General features: G+C 68.1%; 20 protein-coding genes and 1 pseudogene. 4 read left to right on the plus strand and 17 right to left on the minus strand.

Features of this window, described 5'->3' with window-relative positions:
- Positions 1-125 precede the first annotated feature (125 nt).
- The gene (locus EV645_RS42515) at positions 126-878 is read left to right on the plus strand and encodes a helix-turn-helix transcriptional regulator (RefSeq protein ID WP_206751445.1); all 753 of its coding nucleotides are present in this window, start codon (positions 126-128) and stop codon (positions 876-878) included.
- Here EV645_RS42515 and EV645_RS09320 read toward each other — a convergent pair.
- Positions 875-1,609: a hypothetical protein gene (locus EV645_RS09320; protein ID WP_130441706.1), complete on the minus strand. Its 735-nt coding sequence runs from the start codon at positions 1,607-1,609 to the stop codon at positions 875-877. The two genes, EV645_RS42515 and EV645_RS09320, sit on opposite strands and share 4 nt — an antisense overlap.
- Before the next feature lie 10 nt (positions 1,610-1,619).
- Entirely contained in the window at positions 1,620-2,399 is a 780-nt protein-coding gene (locus EV645_RS09325) for a helix-turn-helix domain-containing protein (protein WP_130441708.1), read from the minus strand.
- 101 nt (positions 2,400-2,500) lie between these two features.
- On the opposite strand from EV645_RS09325, the gene EV645_RS09330 reads away from it, so the two are divergent.
- Positions 2,501-3,367 carry a phytanoyl-CoA dioxygenase family protein gene (locus tag EV645_RS09330; protein ID WP_130441710.1) on the plus strand — a complete coding sequence of 289 codons (867 nt, stop codon included), beginning with the start codon at positions 2,501-2,503 and terminating at the stop codon, positions 3,365-3,367.
- A 76-nt stretch (positions 3,368-3,443) separates the two neighbouring features.
- Positions 3,444-3,740 carry a hypothetical protein gene (locus EV645_RS09335; protein ID WP_198681524.1) on the plus strand — a complete coding sequence of 99 codons (297 nt, stop codon included), beginning with the start codon at positions 3,444-3,446 and terminating at the stop codon, positions 3,738-3,740.
- Here the strand turns inward: EV645_RS09335 and EV645_RS09340 are convergent.
- Together EV645_RS09340 and EV645_RS09345 are read right to left on the minus strand one after the other, a co-directional pair.
- Positions 3,737-4,750: a lactonase family protein gene (locus EV645_RS09340; RefSeq protein ID WP_130441712.1), complete on the minus strand. Its 1,014-nt coding sequence runs from the start codon at positions 4,748-4,750 to the stop codon at positions 3,737-3,739. The two genes, EV645_RS09335 and EV645_RS09340, sit on opposite strands and share 4 nt — an antisense overlap.
- A gap of 18 nt (positions 4,751-4,768) precedes the next feature.
- Positions 4,769-5,302 (minus strand): GNAT family N-acetyltransferase, encoded by a 534-nt coding sequence (locus tag EV645_RS09345; protein ID WP_157997034.1) that lies wholly within the window; start codon positions 5,300-5,302, stop codon positions 4,769-4,771.
- Positions 5,303-5,321: 19 nt separating this feature from the next.
- Between EV645_RS09345 and EV645_RS09350 the strand changes: the two genes are divergently transcribed.
- Complete coding sequence (locus EV645_RS09350; RefSeq protein WP_130441716.1) at positions 5,322-6,173, plus strand: arylamine N-acetyltransferase family protein; 852 nt, start codon at positions 5,322-5,324, stop codon at positions 6,171-6,173.
- Here EV645_RS09350 and EV645_RS09355 read toward each other — a convergent pair.
- The 13 genes and pseudogenes from EV645_RS09355 to EV645_RS09410 all read right to left on the minus strand — a co-directional run bounded on the left by EV645_RS09355 (position 6,160) and on the right by EV645_RS09410 (position 17,415).
- Positions 6,160-6,951 (minus strand): hypothetical protein, encoded by a 792-nt coding sequence (locus EV645_RS09355; RefSeq protein ID WP_157997035.1) that lies wholly within the window; start codon positions 6,949-6,951, stop codon positions 6,160-6,162. The genes EV645_RS09350 and EV645_RS09355 overlap by 14 nt on opposite strands.
- A gap of 21 nt (positions 6,952-6,972) precedes the next feature.
- The gene (locus EV645_RS09360) at positions 6,973-8,424 is read right to left on the minus strand and encodes an NADH-quinone oxidoreductase subunit N (RefSeq protein WP_130441721.1); all 1,452 of its coding nucleotides are present in this window, start codon (positions 8,422-8,424) and stop codon (positions 6,973-6,975) included.
- Complete coding sequence (locus tag EV645_RS09365) at positions 8,421-9,974, minus strand: complex I subunit 4 family protein (RefSeq protein ID WP_242000292.1); 1,554 nt, start codon at positions 9,972-9,974, stop codon at positions 8,421-8,423. The genes EV645_RS09360 and EV645_RS09365 overlap by 4 nt, the downstream gene beginning before the upstream one ends.
- Positions 9,971-11,737 (minus strand): NADH-quinone oxidoreductase subunit 5 family protein, encoded by a 1,767-nt coding sequence (locus EV645_RS09370; RefSeq protein ID WP_130441723.1) that lies wholly within the window; start codon positions 11,735-11,737, stop codon positions 9,971-9,973. The genes EV645_RS09365 and EV645_RS09370 overlap by 4 nt, the downstream gene beginning before the upstream one ends.
- A complete protein-coding gene (gene nuoK, locus EV645_RS09375; RefSeq protein ID WP_130441725.1) occupies positions 11,734-12,069 on the minus strand; it encodes an NADH-quinone oxidoreductase subunit NuoK in 336 nt (111 codons plus the stop codon). Before nuoK ends, EV645_RS09370 begins: the two co-directional genes overlap by 4 nt.
- A 1-nt stretch (position 12,070) precedes the next feature.
- Positions 12,071-12,565 carry an NADH-quinone oxidoreductase subunit J family protein gene (locus EV645_RS09380; RefSeq protein WP_130441726.1) on the minus strand — a complete coding sequence of 165 codons (495 nt, stop codon included), beginning with the start codon at positions 12,563-12,565 and terminating at the stop codon, positions 12,071-12,073.
- 149 nt (positions 12,566-12,714) lie between these two features.
- Positions 12,715-12,930: pseudogene (locus tag EV645_RS42620) on the minus strand (4Fe-4S binding protein); the annotation flags it as partial.
- Positions 12,931-13,111: 181 nt separating this feature from the next.
- A complete protein-coding gene (locus EV645_RS42625; RefSeq protein WP_242000293.1) occupies positions 13,112-13,339 on the minus strand; it encodes a hypothetical protein in 228 nt (75 codons plus the stop codon).
- The gene (locus tag EV645_RS09390) at positions 13,336-13,869 is read right to left on the minus strand and encodes a methylenetetrahydrofolate reductase (RefSeq protein WP_242000294.1); all 534 of its coding nucleotides are present in this window, start codon (positions 13,867-13,869) and stop codon (positions 13,336-13,338) included. Before EV645_RS09390 ends, EV645_RS42625 begins: the two co-directional genes overlap by 4 nt.
- A 9-nt stretch (positions 13,870-13,878) precedes the next feature.
- Positions 13,879-15,084 carry an RNA polymerase sigma factor gene (locus EV645_RS09395; RefSeq protein ID WP_130441730.1) on the minus strand — a complete coding sequence of 402 codons (1,206 nt, stop codon included), beginning with the start codon at positions 15,082-15,084 and terminating at the stop codon, positions 13,879-13,881.
- On the minus strand, positions 15,081-15,425 hold the full coding sequence (locus tag EV645_RS09400) for a YciI family protein (protein WP_130441732.1): 345 nt from the start codon (positions 15,423-15,425) through the stop codon (positions 15,081-15,083). Before EV645_RS09400 ends, EV645_RS09395 begins: the two co-directional genes overlap by 4 nt.
- A gap of 41 nt (positions 15,426-15,466) precedes the next feature.
- Entirely contained in the window at positions 15,467-16,762 is a 1,296-nt protein-coding gene (locus EV645_RS09405; RefSeq protein ID WP_130441734.1) for a sensor histidine kinase, read from the minus strand.
- On the minus strand, positions 16,759-17,415 hold the full coding sequence (locus EV645_RS09410; RefSeq protein ID WP_130441735.1) for a response regulator transcription factor: 657 nt from the start codon (positions 17,413-17,415) through the stop codon (positions 16,759-16,761). Before EV645_RS09410 ends, EV645_RS09405 begins: the two co-directional genes overlap by 4 nt.
- Between the last annotated feature and the right edge of the window lie 29 nt (positions 17,416-17,444).

Consider the following 17,444-nt stretch of genomic DNA (forward strand, 5'->3'; position numbering starts at 1 on the left):
GAACGAGCGGCGCAGTACCGCCCTCATCCACCGTTGCCGCGAGCAGACCCGGCGGGCCATACGCAGTTCGGCGTATTGCCCCGTGACGGATCGGGCCTAGGCTGAATTCCAGGGGGAGAGCAGCCATGGAACAGTTGACGGTCACCGAACGCGATCTGCGCAGGATGCTCGACGTCGTCGATCACCAGCGGTGGGGCGGCGCCGGGCAGGAGTTCCCGCGGGAGGTACTCCGCGCGCTCCGCGAGCTGATCCCGGCCGACGACATCACGTTCCAGGTGAGCCGGCCGCACGATCGCGTCTTCATCGGCCTGGAGGAGCTGAGCACCCTGCCTCCGGAGGACGAAGAGGACGGCTGGGACGACCTGTTCTGGAAGTTGTACTGGCGGCACAAGACCTGTAGCCGGCCCCAGCGAACCGGTGACCACGAGAGCGTCTGGATGCTGTCCGACTACCTGTCCGTGCGTCAACTGGTGAACAGCGAAGAGGGCCTGTGGGATCGGATGCACGGGGTCCGCAGCGAGATCGCAGTGCCGTTCCCGGAGCACGACGGCGAGGACCGCCGGATGCTCCTGTTCCGGACCGACGGACCTGGTTTCTCGGAGCGTGAGCGGTTGATGCTTCAGCTGCTCCGGCCGCACCTGGTCGAGATCCGCCGCGACCTGGAGCGCCGCCGCGCAGGCATCCCCGATCTGACCAGCCGCCAGTGGGAGCTGCTACGCCTGGTCGCGGCGGGGCACAGCAACACCCAGATCGCCCGCCGGCTGTTCGTTGCCGAGGGCACCGTTCGCAAGCATCTGGAGAACATCTACGAGCGCCTCGGCGTGAACAGCCGCACCGCCGCCGTCGCTACGGCGTTCCCGGTCGCCGACACCGCTTAGGCGTGGCGGAGCCAGATGTTGGGTTCGACGTACGTGCCGAGGTCGGCGTCGCGATCGACATCGAGCGTCGTCAGGCCGGCAGGGATCGTGTAGGTGCCGGTGGACGGGAACTGCATCCCAGTCCACTTCTCCCATTCGGACACGCTGCCGGTCATGGTTTGCGATGCGGGTGCCGGAGCCAGAAGAGTCGCGCCGAGGCGGACATGCGTGCGGAGCCAGGGGTCCAGAGGTAGACCGTCGGAGCGGGTCCAGGTCATGAAGGTTTCGATCGGGGTCAGCGGATAGCTTGACTTCAGCGTCGGGCGGACCGGCGCGATCACCTGCGGCAGTCCATTGGCGACTGCGCGGTCGCGGACGGCGGTGATGACCCGGCCCGCGTGGCCCTGGCCCTGCTCGTCGGAGCGTACGGCGGCCGCCATCAGCACGAAGGTGTTCGGTACGACGCCTTCCTCGTACGACGTCACCGACCGCGCCAGCGAATCCGTGAACCCGCCGGGTAGATCCGCGACCGTCCCGTCCCACGCGATCGGCACTCCCCAGCACCCCGCGATCAGCCGCTCGTCCGACGACACGAGATAGAACTCCCACTGCGGGAAGTACTGCAGGCGCCGATCCCGGTACGGCTTCACGCCCTCGTCGTGGAAGATGAACTCCGGCCACTCCTCGAGGAAGCGCTGCTCGGCCTCTTCGTCGTACTGCGGACCGTCGGCGGCCGGGATCAGCTCATACATGCCTGGAACGCTAGCCCGCCGACGTCGCACCGGCCACCGCATTACGCACCGCACGCGGCGACGCGCCGAGCTCGCGGTGGCAGGTCTTGTTGAAGGCCTGCAGGTCTGCGATCCCGACCGATGCGGCCACCGCGGGGATGGACAAGGTGGAGGACACCAGGAGGTGGCGGGCGCGGTTCATCCGGCGGGTGCGGATGTAGGCGATGACGGTCTGACCGGTCTCGTGCTGGAAGAGACGGGTCAGGTGGTTGTGCGAGACGCCGGCCAGCCGGGCCAACGCGGGCACGGTCAGCGGCTGGGCCAGGTTCGCCTCGATGTAGGCGATGGCGGTGGCAACGGCTGGATGCCCGGTCTCGGTGGTCGCAGGCGTGAGGTCGGCGATGCGCCACAGAGCGGTCCAGACCTCGGCGGTCGTGCGGCCGGAGCCGGACGGGGAAGACTCGATGGCGGACCGCAGCAGCGTGGAGAGCAGAGGCGCGATCGCAGCCGCGTCCTGTACGACGGGGATGTGCGAAGGCTGGCCGGTCATACGGGGTCGGAAGTGCGCGTACAGGTGTTCCGAACGACCCAGGTAGTCGAACTGCACCAAGGCCCCCGCGGGTGTCAGGGAGACGCAGCCCGGGGTGACGGGGTACGTGGTGCCGTCGACGGTCAGCTCGGCTGTGTAGTTGTACACGTGCAACTGCCACAGGTCCGGCAGCCGGAAGACATCCCTGCGCTTGCGGACCCCGTGGATCCCCGCGCCAAGGTTCACCACTTCGGGCGGAGCGGCCAGATGCAGCTCGATCATGGTGAGAAATTACCACTAGTGGTGATCACAGCCCACGCGAGACAACGCTGTCCAAACTTACGCTGGAGGAGTAGTAACCACTATCCACCATGGGAGTCTTGATGCCCCATCCGCATCGCAAGCACCTACTCACCTCGGTACAGATGGCGCATTTCGTGGCCACCGGCGCGTTCCGGATGGACGCCGTCGTACCGGACGAGATGAACCAGCAGGCGATCGAGGTCCTGAAGAACGGCATCCCGGGGGTCCCGTACGGCACCCCGCTGTCGGAGGCGTTCACGGACAGCGAGTTCGTCCAGCGGCTGGTGGAGTTGCCGGAGGTCGCCGGCGCCATCCACAGCCTGGTCGGTCCCGAGCCGACCGTCGACCACCACGCCGTACACATCCGCAAGGCGCACGAGGGCGAGGCGCAGAACCTCCACGGTGACGCGATCATCGACGTCCGCACCGACGCCTTCGACGTACAACTCATGTACTACCCGCAGGACGTGACGCTCGAGATGGGCGGCACGCTCAGCGTTCCCGGCAGCCACCTGCGCCGGACCAACGAGTCCGACACCGGCCGCTACCAGAACCTGCTCGGCCAGACCCGGCTGGTCTGTCCGGCCGGCACGGTCCAGCTGCTGCACCACGGCATCTGGCACGGCGGCCGCAAGAACGACAGCGACATCGACCGCTACATGTTCAAGATCCGCTTCAACCCGACCGTCCGCCAGGTCCGGCTGTGGAACACCGACGACCTGTACGACGACGCGGTCGCGGCCGAGCTCGACCAGAGCTTCCCGTGGTACGAGAACGCCACCGGCCGGCTGGAGAAGTACAACCGCATCGTGATGTGGCGCGCGATCAGCGGCGACGACACCTACGACCCGAACTACTGGGTCACCCGCGTCTCGAACCGTCCGCAGCGTGTCGTGTCCGACCGCGCCAACAACCCGCACGCCAAGGGCAAGAAGGAGATGGCGTGAACGAGCGCAGCGAGTTCACCATTCAGCACAGTCCATTTCGCGCCTCATCGGCGCCCGGAGCGAAGCGAGGACGTCGATGAGTACCACGGCAGAGACCCCGGTGCAGACCGGACTGCGCCAGCAGGTGCTGGTGCTGTACCTGGCCTCCTCCGCGCTCGACGCGCGCGTGGTCGGCTGGTCGACGTACGACGGCACCGGCGAGACCCACCCCACCACGGGTGACTCCGACGAGCCGCCGTACGCGACCGGACTGGACGCGCTCAAGGACGGCTGGCGTCTGTTCCAGGCGTCGCAGCTGAACCCGCCGCACCCGGGTCACGAGTACGACGTGTCGTTCCTCAAGCACGAGTTCTTCTTCGAGAAGCTCGTCTAGACAGGCAAGATGCAGACCGGCTTCGGCCAGCTGACCGGCTCACCCTGAGCGGTCAGCTGGCCGTTGTCGATGCCGAAGGTCGCGATCTGGTCCGAGCGCTCGTTGGCGGCGTACAGCGTCTGCCCGTCGTTGCTGAAGGCAAGGTGTCGCGGCCAGTCGCCGCCCGAGCCGATGGTCTGCACCAGCTCCACGGACAGGCCGTCGGCCGCGGTCGCGAAGACCGCGATGGTGTCGTCGCCGCGGTTCGAGCCGTACAGGAACCGGCCGTCGGCGGAGATCAGCAGCTCGGCCGGGAAGTTCTCCCCCGGCGAATCGGCCGGCCTCGTCGAGGCGGTCTGCACGGTCTGCAGCTTCCCGTCGGCGTAGCTGCAGACGGTCAGCGTCGAGTCGAGCTCGTTGATCACGTACGCCGCGCCCGCGGTCGGGTGGAACACCATGTGCCGCGGCCCCGCACCCGGGTGGATGTGCAGTTGGTCGACCTCCTTCAACTGCCCGTCCTCGGTCAGCGTCGACGAATACACGGTGTCGGACCCGAGGTCGATGTCGAACACGTACTCACCGGCCGGGTCGAACGCGATCTGGTGCGCGTGCGGCCCTTCCTGGCGCTCGGCGTTCGGTCCGGTCCCGGATCGCTGGATGAAGTACGCCGTCTCGCCGAGCGAACCGTCCTCGTTGATCGGATGTACGGCGACCGACCCGGACGTGTAGTTGGCCGACAGCACGAACCGGCCGGACGGGTCGACGGCCACGTGGCAGGGGTGCACCCCGCCGGTCGGCTGCTGGTTGAGCAGCGCGAGTCCGCCGTCCGGCTGGATCGCGAACGCGGCGATCCGGCCGTTGTCCTCCTCGTCGGTCGAGTAGAGGAACCCGCCGTCCGCGGACCTGGCCAGGAACGACGGGTCGGCGATCGTCGCCACCGTTTCGATCCCGTCCAGCGGGCCGAACGCGATCCCCTCGCCGCCGCCGGCCTGACTGGTGTAGCTCCCGACATAGATCCGCTCAGAAGTCATGAGCCCTACCCTGCCAGGTCAGCGGCCTTCCGGCACACCTCTGTCCAAACCGTAGAGTGCCGACCCCCAGCCGAGGTCCGGGACCAGCACCTGCCATCCCAACCGTCGGTACAGCCGCGGTGCCGGACGGTCATCGGAGTACGTCGTGAGCAGCGCCCTGCGATGCGGCAGACCGGACAGCAACGCCGTCATCAGCTCCGTGCCGAGACCGTTGCGCTGGGCATCGGGGCGGACGGCGAGCTCGACCACCTCGAAGTGACCGCCGATCCACGCGTCGGCCAGCTCGGCGGACACCGCTTCGGCGATCCGGTCCGGCCACCACTGCCCGCGCCGCCCGGTGAAGCCGTACGCGAAACCCGTCAGCCGGCCGTCCGCCCGCGCGGTGACCAGTCTGAAATCCTCGCGGTCCGCGTGGGTCGGGAGCTGGTCGGTCGCGAAATGCTCGGCGTCGGGCTCATCGTCGTACCCAGGTGCGCTGAAGGCCGCGGCGAACACCTCGCCGAGCTCAGGAGCTATCGCAAGCGCTGCTGTTCGGTCGAGGACGTCGATCACCTCGCCTAGCCTAAGGCGCATGGATACCACGGCGTTCTTGCAGCGGATCGGTGTCGATGAGTACGACGGTCCGCCGCGGCTGGAGGCGTTGACGCGACTGCACGAGGCGTTCGTCGACCAGGTGCCGTACGAGTCCATCCAGTACCAACTGACCCCGGGCGGTCCGCTGGAGCCGGAGGACGCGGTGAAGCGGATGATCACGCGGGAGGCCGGCGGGTACTGCTTCCAGATGAACGGGTCCTTCGCGCTGCTGCTGACGGCGCTCGGGTACCGCGTGCGGATGCACCGCGGCGGCGTACAAACGGCCAACCGCCCCGGCGGAGTCGACGCCAGCCACATGGTCCTCACGGTGACCGGACTGACCGAGGATCCGGACCGCGTCTGGTTGGTCGACGTCGGTCTCGGCGACGGTCTGCGTCAGCCGATGCCGCTCGAGGCCGGGGAGGTGTATCAGTACCCGTTCACGCTGCGCCTCCGCCCGTCGGACCTGACCGACGGCTGGCGCCTCGACCACGATCCCCGCGCAAACCTCATCGGCATGGACTTCGAGTCGGCACCGGTCGAGCTCGACGCGTTCGCCGCCCAGCACGCTCGCCTGTCGACGGATCCCACCTCGCCTTTCGTCCGGCTCGCGTCCGCGTTCCGCCGCACGCCGAAGTCCGTCGTCGTACTCCGCTCCATCGGCCTCAGCGAAACCTCCGCCGACCGAGTCGACAACACCCTCCTCGAAACCCCGACCGACTACTTCACCGCCCTGGCCGACATCTTCCAACTCCCGCTCCCCCACCACACCGCTGCCGATCGCGACCAGCTCTGGCGCCGCGTCTGGTCGCAGTACGAGGACTTCCTGGCGCGGACTACTCCGTCGTGATGGACAGCACCGCATCCTCCCCGTCGTAGGCCTTCAGGTTCGCGTCGTACATCACGCCGCCGGGCTCGTCCGCCCAGCCCGCTCCGCCGGAGCCGTCGAGGTGGAAGTCGTAGCAGTCGAGCGGATTGTCCTGCTTGCACGACAGCATGTGCACGGCACCGTTCGCGACGGTGAAGTCGAACGCCAGCTTGCCGATGGTGATCCGTGCGGATCGATGCAGCAGAACCTCGCACTGGCCGTCGCGACAGGCCTCGTAGTTCGTACCGTCGGCCGGCTGATAGATCGGCAACTTCGTGGGCGTCGGGGTCGTGCTCCGGGGTGAGGCACCCGGGATCGGCGTACGAAGTCGCCTGGGCGTCGGGGTACCGACCGTCGTGATCGCCACGACGGCGGTATCGCCTTCGTGGAACGGGACCTTGAGCGTGGGACTGGCGCCGGTGAAGCCACCTACGGGGAACGGCCCACCGGTACCTGACAGGTGCAGGAAGCCGTCGCCGCCGCGCTCGTCGAACGTGTCCCCGGCGACCTTGAAGGTGAACTGCACACCGTAGACGGTGATCACGGCCGAACCGCGGATCAGCACCTCGCAGTTGCCGTCGGCACAGGCCTTGTAGTTCTGCCCGTCCTTCGCCGCAGGCGGGGTAGAACTCCGCGCCACAGGCGTCGCCGAAACGGACTCGACCTGCACTGGGGTCGGTCTGGTCGCGGTGATGTCCGAAGTTCCGCATCCCACCAAGGCCCCCAGCGCCAACAGAACCACCAGATGTCGAGCGCTCACCCGCCGAACGTTAGCCGGTGGTCAGGTCGATAGGGCGAACAGGATGCTGGGGAGGACTGAGAGGACGGCGGTGAGGGCGGCGCAGAGGGAGATCATGGCGACGGCTGGGGTCTCGATGTCTACCGAGAAGGGGTCGTCGGCGGGGAGGCGGAAGAGTTCGGCTATCCAGCGGAGGTAGACGGCGAGGCCGATCATCACGTTGATGGCCATCACGATCGCCAGCCAGCCGAGGTGTGCGTCGATGACGGCCTGGAAGGCGGCGAACTTCGTGAACAGGCCCGCCAGACCCGGCGGCAGACCGGCGAGAACGACCAGGAAGAAGATCAGCGCCGCGGCGAGACCGGGCTCGGAGCGGACCATGCCGCGGTAATCGGTCAGCAGACCGCCGGGGCGGTGACGCTGTACGACGGCGACCGCTCCGAAGGCGCCGAGCGTGACCACGACGTACGCCGCCAAGTACCCGACGACCGCCTGCGCATCACCGACGGCCAACGGCGCGAGCAGGAAGCCGACCTGGCCGATCGACGACCATGCGAGCAGCCGGACCGCCTCGACCTGACGCAGCGCGGCCAGATTGCCGACCGTCATCGTGAGAGCCGCGAGGATCGCGATCACGGTCCGCAGATGCGAGCCGTCCGGAGCGATCCCGGCCGTCACCAGCACGAGCAGTCCGGCGACCCCGGCCGACTTCGAGACAACCGCCAGGAACGTGGTGACCTCGATCGGCGCCCCGACGTACGTGTCCGGCAGCCACGCGTGGAACGGCACCGCCGCGATCTTGAACGCGAACCCGACGATCACGAACAGCCCGGCCGCGAAGGCCACCCGCCCGAGGTCGGGGTCGAGACCGGTCAGCCGGTTCGCGATCGTGGTCAGGTAGAGCGAGCCGGTCACGCCGTACAGGTAAGAGACGCCGAAGAGCATGACCGCGGTCGACAGCACCGACACCAGGAACGCCTTCATCGCGCCCTCGGAGCCACGCCGGTCGCGCCGCAGTCCGACCATCGCGAAGCTCGGCAGCGACACCACCTCGAGCGCGATCACCAGCGTCGCGAGGTCCCGCGCACCCGCCAGCACGGTCGCGCCGGTCAGCGCGCTCAGCAGCAGGAAGTGGTACTCGCCGATCGGCACATCCGAGGCGAGGAGCCGGTACGTCGACAGGCCCACCACGCCGAGCCCGCCGACCAGCAGCACCGCCCATAACCCGGCCGTCAACGGCTCGAACACGAAACTGCACTCCGCCGGCCCTTCGACCGCCGGCTGGCAGAACGCGGGTTTGAAGCCGCCCCGCTGAGCCCACACGAACACGAGCCCGAACAGGATCACAGCACTCGTCAGCAGCGTGACGACGGTATGCCGCAACTCCGCCGATGCGCTCTTCCAGAAGCTGTCGACCAGCAACACCGCAACCGCGCCGATCGCCAGCACCAGCGGTACGGCGATCGCCTGCCAATCGGTCCACGTCAGCGTCATAGGAACGTCCACTGGTTGAGCAGCGTGAAGGGCCAGAGGCCGAGGAACACCGTCAGCACGACCAACGGTGCGAAGGTCACGAACTCGATCCGGCTCAGGTCGACGGCGAACGCGGCCGGCGGGTTCTCGGCGGGATCTCCTTGGCACAGCTCGCGGATCAACCGCAGGAAGTACGCGGCGGTCAGTACGGCGCCGAGCCCGGCGATCACCATCAGCACGATGAAAGTAGCCCGAGGCAACCAATCGGCCGGATGGTAGGCGCCCAGCAGAACAAGCATCTCGCCCCAGAACCCGGCCAGGCCGGGCAACCCGAGCGAGGCAAGACAGGCGTACGTGAGCAGTCCACTGATCCGGGGCAGCCGCGCGTACAGCGCCCGACCGATCGCCCGCAGGTCGCTGGTGTCGTGCCGGTCCTTGATCGCCCCGGCCAGGAAGAACAGCAGGCCGGTGATGATGCCGTGGGCAAGGTTCGCGTACAGCGCGCCGTTCAGGCCCTCCGGCGACATCGTCGCGATCCCGAGCCCGATGAAGCCCATATGTCCGACGCTCGAGTACGCGATCAGCCGCTTCACATCGGTCTGCGCCAGACACGCCAGCGACCCGGCGATGATCGCGACCACCGAGAACCCGGCCAGGTACGGCGCGATAGTGGCCGTCGCGTCCGGCAGGACCGGCAGCAGGATCCGGATCATGCCGTAGCTGCCCAGCTTCAGCAGTACGCCGGCCAGCAGCACCGAGCCGACCGTCGGCGCCTTGGCATGGGCGTCCGGCAACCAGATGTGCAACGGCCAGAGCGGCATCTTCACCGCGAGCCCGACCGCGATCAGGATCGCCGCGGCCAGCGGAACCCCGTGGCCGCCCTTGATCGGATGCTGCCCGAGGAACACCAGATCGAACGTCCCCGCGTGCCGGTGGATGAGCAGGAAGCCCAGCAACATCAGCGCCGACCCGAGCACCGTCATCAAGATGAACGTGGTCGCGGCACGCCGTCGTCCGGCCCGGTCGTGGTCGTCGCCCCAGATGTCGATCACGAGCCACATCGGGATCAGCACGATCTCGAAGAACACGAAGAACAGCACGAGGTCAGCGGCCGCGAACGTGCCGATCACGCCGGTCTCGATCACCAGCAGCAACGCGATCAGCGACCGGGTCCGGCCGATGCGCGGCGTGATCTTCAACGAGTACACGCAGCACAGCAGGACCAGCAGCGCCGTCAATGCGATCAGCGGAAGCGAGATCGTGTCGACCGCGAGATGGAAGCGCACACCCAGCGACGGGATCCACGGCACGTTGATGTCGACGTCCGGCATCAGCTTGCCTGGCACGGTCCTCGGCGGAGACCCGTAGGTGTCGACAAGCTGATAAGTGCATGGACAGTGCGGCCGGCGCATGTCCCACCAGAGGACGAACGACACGACCAGCAGAACCCCGGACACGATCGTCCCGACGAGCGCCGCAATACGATCGCCGGTCACCACCGGCAATGCCCACAGGACCACGGCGGTCAGCGTCGGCACCGCGATCAGGGCGATCAGCAACCATTCGCTCACGAGCCGATCACCCCCGCCAGGATCGCGAGCGCGACCGCGCCGACCACGGCCGCGGCCAAATACGTCTGCACGTTGCCGGTCTGCAGCTTCCGGAAGCCCTGCGACGCCAGTACTCCGGCCCGCCCGGTCGCCCGTACATAAGCCCCGATCACGTCCCGATCGTTGCCGACCGCGAGCTTCGCCAGCCATCCCACCGGTACGACGAACAGCCGCTGGTACGCCGGATCGACGCCGTACTCACGCTCCAGCACGACCGGTCGCGGATCGGCGCCCCGATGCCAGAGCGAGTACGCCGCGAGGCCGCCGAGCAGGGCGAGGACGGTCGTGATCAGCGCGATCACCACGTTGAGGTGCACGCCGTCGGTGTAGCCCAAGCCGATCGCACCGATCGCGAGCAGCACCATCGGCGCGAGCATCAGCCACGACCCGTCGCGGAGCTTGTTGGCGTCGGGCTCGTCGAGATCCGCCATCGGGTCGTCGCCTTCGAACGCGCCGACCGCACCCGCGAGGGCCGGCGTACGGAAGAACACCCACAACCACATGCGCACGCAGTAGAACGCCGTCATCGCCGTGGTCACGCAGACCGAGACGAGCACGATCCAGCCGACCGTCGACCCGTCCTTGGCCTGCTCCCACGCGGCCTCGACCACGGAGTCCTTGGAGAAGAAGCCGGCGAACCCCGGCACGCCGGCCAGCGCCGCGAGGCCGATCGTCATCGTCACGAACGTCACCCGCAACTGCTTCCGCGATGCGCCCCGGCGGGTGTAACGACGCAGTACGACGAAGGCGGCGCTGCCGACCTGATGCAGCAGCACGCCGGCGCACAGGAAGAGCAGGCCCTTGAACGCCGCGTGCGTCAGCAGCTGGAAGAGCGCGGCCCGGCGACCGTCGTGCGTGCCGAGCGAGAGCCCCGCGAACATGATCGCCAACTGGCTGACGGTCGACCAGGCCAGCACCCGCTTGACTTCGACGGCCGCCATCGCGCAGGACGCGGCGAACAGCATCGTCACGCAGGCGACCACGGCCAGCACGGTGAGGGTGGTCTGGGCCTCGACGAACACGTTGTACAGCCGGGCGATCAGGAACACACCGGCGGCAACCATCGTCGCCGCGTGGATCAGCGCGCTGACCGGGCTCGGACCGGGCATCGCGTCCGGAAGCCAGGTCTGCAGCGGGACCTGCGCGGACTTGCCGATGACACCGACCAGCAGCAGGATCGTGCCGATCGTCAGCGTGTGCGGCTCGATCGGGCCGCTGCCGAGCTCGGAGATCCGGAACGTGTGATAGCCGACGCCGAGGACGAAGATCCCGAACAGGAAGCCGACATCGCCGAGCCTGGTCATCAGGAACGCCTTCATCGCGCCGGCCCGGGCGTCGCGGCGCTCCCAGTAGTGACCGATCAGCAGGTACGAGCAGACGCCCATCACCTCCCAGCCGATCAGCAGGAGGAACAGGTTGTCCGAGATCACGACCGTCACCATCGCCGCGGTGAACAGCGTGACGAGAGCCGTGTACGACGCGATGCGCTCGCGGACGTACCCGATCGAATAGACCTGGACGCAGGTGGAGACGACACCGACGATCGCGAGCATCAGCACGGTCAGGCCGTCGGTGCGGAACTCGTACGAGAACCAGAAGTCCTCGCCGATCATCGCGCCGCCGGCCATGGTCTGCTGCGGGTCCACGCCGTACAGGAGAGCAGCGGCCAGCACGACGAGGAGCGAGAAGCCGACGCCGGCCACCCGCCAGGCGGTCGCGATCACGTGGCCTTCTCCTGTTCGACGAGCTCGTCCTGTTCGGCGAGGTCCCGGGCGGCGTCGGCGTCGACATGACCGTGGCCGCGGAACAGCAGGAGGACGATCGCCAGGCCGAGACCGATCTCGGCCGCCGCCAGCGTGATCACGAAGACGGCCAGCGTCTGACCGGTGGCGTCGTTGATCCGCCAGGCGTCGAAGGCGACGAGGTTGAGGTTGACCGCGTTCAGCATCAGCTCGAACGACATCAGCAGGGTGATCACGTTGCGGCGCGCGAGAACGCCGTACACCCCGATGCAGAACAGCACGACGGCCAGCAGCAGCGGGAGGATCAACGGCACGTCAGTCCTCCTTCTTCCGCACCGACAGGGCGATCGCTCCGATCAGCGCGGCCAGCAGGAGGACCGAGAGAACTTCGAACGGGAGCACCCAGGTCTTGAAGACCTGCGTACCCACGGCCTGTGCGGATCCGTCCGCCACCGGCTTGATCTTCTCGTTGCCAAAGGCAAGAACCACGCCGGTGCCGAGGATCAGCGCGAGCACGGCGGCGACGACGGCCGCGAACGGGCTGCGGCCGGTCGTCAGGCTGGGCAGCGGGTTGGTCGGTGCCTTGGTCAACATCAGCGCGAACAATACGAGTACGACGATCGCGCCGACGTACACCAGGATCTGCACCAGCGCGACGAACTCGGCGTGCAGTACGCCGAAACAGCCGGCGATCGCCCCGAGCGCGACGACCAGCCAGAGCGCGGCGTGCACGATCCGCTGGGAGGTCACGACGAAGAGGGAGGCGATGAGGGCTACGGCTCCCGCAACGCTGAAGAGGGCAGTCGTCACGCCTCGTCCTCTTGCGTCGGGCCGGGGGGCTCTGCCGTCGGGCCGGGGTCGATGGGCTGCGGCGCGGGCACGGTCCACATCCAGTCGCGGAGGCGGTCCTTCTCGTGGGTCAGGTTGCGCAGGTCGGTCTCGGCGTACTCGAACTCCGGCGACCAGAACAACGCGTCGAACGGGCAGGCCTCGATGCAGATCCCGCAGTACATGCAGAGGCTGAAGTCGATCGCGAACCGGTCCAGCACGTTCCGGCTGCGCTCCCGCGCCTGCTCACCGACCGACGGCGCGGTCTCGGTGTGCGAATCGATGTAGATGCACCAGCTCGGGCACTCGCGGGCGCACAGCATGCAGGAGGTGCAGTTCTCCTCCATCAGCGCGATCACACCGCGACTGCGCGGCGGCAACTCCGGCAGAACATCCGGATACTGCTCAGTCACAGACCGACGGGCCAGCGTCCTCGCGGTGACCTTCAGCCCCTCGACCAGTCCCTTGCCCGGCACCCCCATGCTCCACCTCCCGTCTCTAAGCAGGACACTAGCTGATCTGCCGCGCTTACAGGTCCCGTTCCAGGCGGGCCGCGACCTGGCGGTACCGGCTCACCGGTATCAGATGAACGCCGTCGAAGGCACCCGAGTCACGGATCTTCAGGATTTGCTCGCAGGCGTGGTCGACGCCGGCGTCCGGGTCGCGCTCCACCGCCTCGATCAGTTCGTCGGGGATCGTGAGCTGGGGCAGGGCGGCGAGGTTGTGGGCCATCTTCGCCGAGGCGAGCACCATCACCCGGCGTACACCGGGATGTCCAGGTCGACCGACTCGCGCCAGCGGAGGAGCTCGTCGAGGTCGTAGCTGACCTGCACGTACAGGAAGTCGGCCTCGGCCTTCCAGCGCGGGACCTTCGTCAGGCGGGACGCGGCGCCGACCTGGAAGGGGTTGCAGCCGGGGTACGTCGTGTCGCGCGCCTGCTCGATCATCGTGCGGACCGTGAGCTGGCTCGTCCGAGCACCTTCCGCGGGATCGTCGCCGTGGACGAACAAGAACTGCTCCACGCCGTACGCCGCCGCCGTCAGGAGATCCCGGCGGAAGCCGAGCAGGTTGCGGTCCCGTGAGTTGAGGCAGGCGATGCCCCGGGCACCCATCAACTGCACCTCGTTGGCCACCGCGACGCTGGACACGGTCGCCCGGCCGATGTGGTTGTCCGGGATCAGGAACCCGTCCGCGATCGGACTCATCACCCCGATCTGGTGCCGAACCCGCTTCAGATCGGGCCGAGTAGGCGGCTCCACCTCACAGACCAGCTCAAATCCCCGCACGGGTGGACCCTACGCCAGACGGGTGCGAAGGAAGTTTTGTTCGGCCTGATTGGGGGTCAGCTCGAGAGCGCGTCGGTACGCGGTCTGTGCCTCGGAGGCGCGATCCAGCTGGGTGAGGAGGTCGGCCCGGATCGCGTGGAAGAGGTAGTACGTGTCGAGGTCGAGCGCGTCGACGAGGGTCAGCGCCGCCGCGGGGCCGTCCACTTCGGCGACTGCAACAGCTCGGTTGAGAGCGACCACCGGAGAGGGCTCGAGGGTGAGCAGGTGGTCGTAGAGCTGGACGATCTGGCGCCAGTCCGTGGCCTCGGCGGTCGTCGCGTCGGCGTGGACGGCGTTGATGGCGGCCTGGAGTTGGTACGGGCCGGGGTGGTCGCGGCGGAGGCATCGGCGGACCAGTGCTTGGCCCTCGTCGATCAACTCCCGGTCCCAGAGTGTGCGGTCCTGCTCGCGGAGGCGGATCAGCGCGCCGTCGGGGCCGACTCTTGCAGGGCGGCGGGAGTGCTGAAGGAGCATCAGCGCGAGTAAGCCGACGGCCTCGGGTTCATCGGGCATGAGGTCGGCCACCAGCCGGCCGAGGCGGATCGCCTCCTTCGACAGCTCGTCGCGGACGAGCGTTTCGCCCGACGACGCGGCGTACCCCTCGTTGAAGATCAGGTAGACGACCGCGAGTACGCCGCGCACACGCTCAGGCAGGTCGGCCTCATACGGGACGCGGTACGGGATGGCGGCCGCGCGGATCTTCGCCTTCGCGCGGACCAGGCGTTGCGCCATCGTCGGCTCGGGCACGAGGAACGCGTGGGCGATCTCGGTGGTGGTGAGGCCGCCGAGCATGCGCAGGGTGAGCGCGACGCGGACGTTGAGCGCGAGGGCCGGGTGACAGCAGGTGAAGATCAGCCGCAGACGGTCGTCGTACACGGCACCCACCTCCTCCGGCTCGTCCTCGGCATGCAGCAGTGCCACCTGGGCCGCCTGGGCCTGCTTGTCCGCCCGCGCGGACTCGCGGCGCAGGCGGTCGATCGCCCGGTTCCGGGCGGTTGTGATGATCCAGCCGGCCGGACTCGGCGGTACGCCGCTCTCCGGCCACTTCTCCACCGCCGCCGCGAACGCGTCCTGGACGGCGTCCTCGGCGATCTCCAGATCCCCGAACACGCGCGTCAACACGGCAACCGCCCGCCCGTGCTCGGCCCGGAAGATCGCCGCGAGATCGGATGTCACGACTGGAAGGGACGGACTTCTACGGAGAGGTTGCGGAGAACCATGGCCAAGCGGCGGGCCCAGTGCAGGGCTGCGTCGAGGTCGTCGACCTGGATGACGGTGAAGCCGCCAAGGTGCTCCTTGCCCTCGGTGAACGGACCGTCGGTGATCAGCACCTCGTCACCTTGAGCCTTCAGGACGGTCGCCGTCTCCGGCGGGTGCAGCCCCGCCGCGAACACCCAGACGCCGGCGGCCTGCATCTCCTCGTTCAGCGCCTTCAGCTCGCGCATGATCGGGTCGAGGACCTCAGGCTCGGGGATCACGCCGTCAGGCTGGTAGATGCTGAGCAGGTACTGGTTCATCACAACCTCCTAGTCAGTCTGTACCACCTACACGAACGCGATCAGCCCCGATCGACAGGCAGCACCACCGTAATCTCCAGGCCGCCGCCGCCCCGCGGTACGGCGGTAACCGCGCCGCCGTGGGCCTCGGCCACCGAGCGGACGATCGACAGCCCGAGCCCGGCGCCCTTCCCGCCAACCAGCCGCTCGGCGCCCAGCCGGTAGAACGGCTTGAACAGGCTCTCCACCTCGTACGGCGGGATCTCGGGCCCGGTGTTGGCCACGACCACCTGCACCTCGTCCCCGACTGTCTTACTGATCACGCGAACCCACCGGTCGGACCCGGATCCCAGGCCCATCACAATCGACAACTCCCCGCCGTCGCCCGCGTGATCGACCTGCCGCGGCCCGATTGTGATGGCCTGGGGATCCGCGTTGTGCCGGATCCCGTTCTCCACGAGGTTGTGCACGAGCCGCTCGAGGAGCAGCGCGTCGCCCCGGGTCGGCGCGTCTCCGGGGCCGCGGACGAGCTCGACCCCGGCGGCGGTCGCCTCCGCCGCCAACTGACTGGCCACGTGGGTCACGACGTCGCTCAGGTTCACCGGATAGACCGTCGTGAGCTGCTTCTCGGAGTCGGCGAGGATCAGCAACCCCTCGATCAGTTGCTCATGCCGGGCGTTGATCGTCAGCAGGCTCTCGCCCAGTTCCTTCACATCGGCAGACGCCGTACGTCGGTGCATCGCGACCTCGACCAGCGCACGTCCGAGGGTCAACGGCGTACGCAGCTCATGCGATGCGTTGGCAACGAACCGGCGCTGACCGTCGAACGAATGGTCCAGCCGCTCGACCATCGTGTCGAACGCATCAGCCAGGTTCTTCACCTCGTCGTCAGGACCCTTCAGCGCGATCCGCTCATGCAAAGCCGCAGGTGAAGCCGAGATCCGACGAGCGGTATCGGTGACCCGATGCAGCGGCGCCAGCACCCGCCCGGCCACCAGCCACCCGAATCCAGCCGCCAACCCACCGACCGCGACCAGCGCGATACTCCCCTGGATCAGCAGCGACTTGATCGCGGCCTGCCGGACCTGCTCGCGCTGCTGCTCGAGCACCTTCTCCGCGTCCGAACCGGTCAGTACGGCGCCGTCCTTGTTCATCACGTAGACGTCGTTGGTCGGCGGCGGCGGCTTCTGAGCGCCCGGCCCTGGGCTCAGATACGTCCCCTTCACGATCACCCGGTACTGCTGGCCGAGGTTCGCGTTGAACAGCGCATACGTCACCCCGAGCAGCAGCACCCCGGCCACCATGAACAACCCGCCGTACAGCAAGGTCAGCCGGCCCCGCAGCGTCAGCCGCCTCATGGGATGCGGTACCCGACGCCGGTGACGGTCTCGACCACCCCCGGCTCCCCCAGCTTCCGGCGCAGCTTGAGGATCGTCAGTCGCACCGCCCCGGTGAACGGATCCACGTGCTCGTCCCATGCTTTCTCCAGCAGTTGTTCGGCCGACACGGTCGCGCCGTCGGCCCGCAGCAACTCCGCGAGTACGGCGAACTCCTTCTTCGACAACGGCACGTACCTGCCATCGCGGAACACCTCGTGGCGTGCCGGATCCAGCGTCACCCCGGCACGCCGCAGTACGGGCGGATCGGCCGGACGACTCCGCCGCCCCAGCGCCAGGACCCGGGCAGCCAGCTCGGCGAACGCGAATGGCTTGGTCAGGTAATCGTCCGCACCGAGTCCGAGCCCTTCCACCCGGTCCGTGACCGCGGCAGCGGCCGTCAGCATCAGCACCCGGGTGTCCGACCCGGACTGCACCAGTTGCCGGCACACCTCATCGCCGTGCACGACCGGGATGTCGCGGTCCAGCACGAGTACGTCGTACGCGTTCACCGACAGCCGTTCGAGCGCAGCGCCGCCGTCACCGACCACGTCGACCGCGTGTGACTCGTCACGCAGCCACTCCGCGATCGCTGCCGCCAGCAACGGTTCGTCCTCGACCACCAGAACCCGCACGCACCCATGATCCCCGACGCCCGTGTTTC

It is taken from the genome of Kribbella rubisoli, from assembly GCF_004217145.1.
In the GTDB taxonomy this organism is placed as follows: Bacteria; Actinomycetota; Actinomycetes; order Propionibacteriales; family Kribbellaceae; genus Kribbella; species Kribbella rubisoli.

What these genes read in the sequence shown, in the direction of transcription:
- EV645_RS42515 (WP_206751445.1), top strand. Translation starts at nt 126, where the DNA reads ATGGAACAGTTGACGGTCACCGAACGCGATCTGCGCAGGATGCTCGAC.
- EV645_RS09320 (WP_130441706.1), bottom strand. Translation starts at nt 1,609, where the DNA reads ATGTATGAGCTGATCCCGGCCGCCGACGGTCCGCAGTACGACGAAGAG.
- EV645_RS09325 (WP_130441708.1), bottom strand. Translation starts at nt 2,399, where the DNA reads ATGATCGAGCTGCATCTGGCCGCTCCGCCCGAAGTGGTGAACCTTGGC.
- EV645_RS09330 (WP_130441710.1), top strand. Translation starts at nt 2,501, where the DNA reads ATGCCCCATCCGCATCGCAAGCACCTACTCACCTCGGTACAGATGGCG.
- EV645_RS09335 (WP_198681524.1), top strand. Translation starts at nt 3,444, where the DNA reads ATGAGTACCACGGCAGAGACCCCGGTGCAGACCGGACTGCGCCAGCAG.
- EV645_RS09340 (WP_130441712.1), bottom strand. Translation starts at nt 4,750, where the DNA reads ATGACTTCTGAGCGGATCTATGTCGGGAGCTACACCAGTCAGGCCGGC.
- EV645_RS09350 (WP_130441716.1), top strand. Translation starts at nt 5,322, where the DNA reads ATGGATACCACGGCGTTCTTGCAGCGGATCGGTGTCGATGAGTACGAC.
- EV645_RS09360 (WP_130441721.1), bottom strand. Translation starts at nt 8,424, where the DNA reads ATGACGCTGACGTGGACCGATTGGCAGGCGATCGCCGTACCGCTGGTG.
- EV645_RS09400 (WP_130441732.1), bottom strand. Translation starts at nt 15,425, where the DNA reads ATGAACCAGTACCTGCTCAGCATCTACCAGCCTGACGGCGTGATCCCC.
- EV645_RS09405 (WP_130441734.1), bottom strand. Translation starts at nt 16,762, where the DNA reads ATGAGGCGGCTGACGCTGCGGGGCCGGCTGACCTTGCTGTACGGCGGG.